The 1,319-nt window shown below is 65.9% G+C and carries 2 protein-coding genes; both read right to left on the minus strand.

Going from position 1 to position 1,319, the window contains the following annotated elements; translation table 11 throughout:
• Window positions 1-29 precede the first annotated feature (29 nt).
• Window positions 30-950 (minus strand): IS3 family transposase, encoded by a 921-nt coding sequence (locus ACWD35_RS45520; protein ID WP_451357184.1) that lies wholly within the window; start codon window positions 948-950, stop codon window positions 30-32.
• Window positions 938-1,267 carry a transposase gene (locus ACWD35_RS45525; protein WP_451357185.1) on the minus strand — a complete coding sequence of 110 codons (330 nt, stop codon included), beginning with the start codon at window positions 1,265-1,267 and terminating at the stop codon, window positions 938-940. Before ACWD35_RS45525 ends, ACWD35_RS45520 begins: the two co-directional genes overlap by 13 nt.
• Between the last annotated feature and the right edge of the window lie 52 nt (window positions 1,268-1,319).

A 1,319-nucleotide genomic window follows, 5' to 3' on the forward strand; every position in this document is an offset into this window, starting at 1 on the left:
TGTCAATCCCCTCGTTGTGTGGAGATCTTCTAAGCGGCCAGCTCCAGGGCGGAGTTGGCGCGGTGGTTGTGTTCGTAGTCGATTGGGCTGCGGTACCCGCATACGCTGTGTAGCCGCAGGGTGTTGTAGAACCCGGTGATCCATGTGGCGATCTTCAGTCGGGCCTCGGTGCGGGTGACGAAGGTCTGCCGATGGACGTACTCGACCTTGAGGACGCTGTTGAAGGCCTCGCTGACGGCATTATCGAAACACGACCCGACGCGCCCCATGGACTGGGTCACGCCGAGGCGGCGGCAGGCCCGCTTGAAGCGCCGGGAGACATACTCCGAGCCCCTGTCGCTGTGAAAGATCACGCCCTTGACGTCGCCGCCGCGAGTGGCGGCGGCCATCTGCAGGGAGGCGACGACGAGTTCGGCATCATGACGCTGACCCATCGCGTAGCCGAGCAGGCGACGCGAGAACAGGTCGATCACGGTGGCCAGATAGAGCTTGCCCTCGCTGGTGACGACCTCGGTCATGTCGCCGGCCCATACCTGGTCGGGGGCATCCGCGCTGAAGTCACGGCGCACGAAGTCCGGAGCCGCGGCCCGTCGGCCCGGGCGGGTCAGCCCGCGGCGTCGACGGACCTTCCGTCCGGCCAGGCCGAGCCCGGCCATGGTCTTCGCGACGGTGTTCACCGAGATGCGCCATCCCTCCCTGACGAGCGTGATCCACACCTTCGGGGAGCCATAGGTGCCCCCCGAGGCGTCGAAGATCCGCCGGACGGCTTCGGCCAGCTGTCCGCGCCGCACCTCGCGGGCGGTGACAGGCTTGTCCTTCCACTTGTAGAACCACGACTCGCTCACACCCAGGACACGGCAGGACACGGTGTGCGGAATGTTCTGCTCGGCCTTGCAGTCGCTGATCACTCCGGCCAGCTGGGCCGGGTCCGCCGCAGCTACTTCACCCACAAGGCCATGCAGCGTTTGAAGACATCACGTTCCATCTCCAGCTCGCGGATGCGCTTGTTCTTCTCGCTCATCTCCCGACGCAGCCGCTCCAGCTCAGCACGTTCACCATCGCGCAGCCGGCCGCCCGAGGCGGCGGGCGCGGGCCGGTCGGAGGAGGCCGAACCATTCCTCCTCCAGCGTGAGACCCAGCTGTGCAGCGTCCCGGGATGGACCCCGAGATCCTCAGCGACCTCAGGGATCGGCTTCCCGGTCTCGATCACGATGCGTACAGCACCCTCACGGAACTCCGCGTCGTACTTCTGTTGCTTGGACCCCATGAACCTCAACTTCCCCTGGTATCACGGACTCCACGCTACGAGGGGACCTTCA

It is taken from the genome of Streptomyces sp. NPDC002671 (assembly GCF_053592475.1).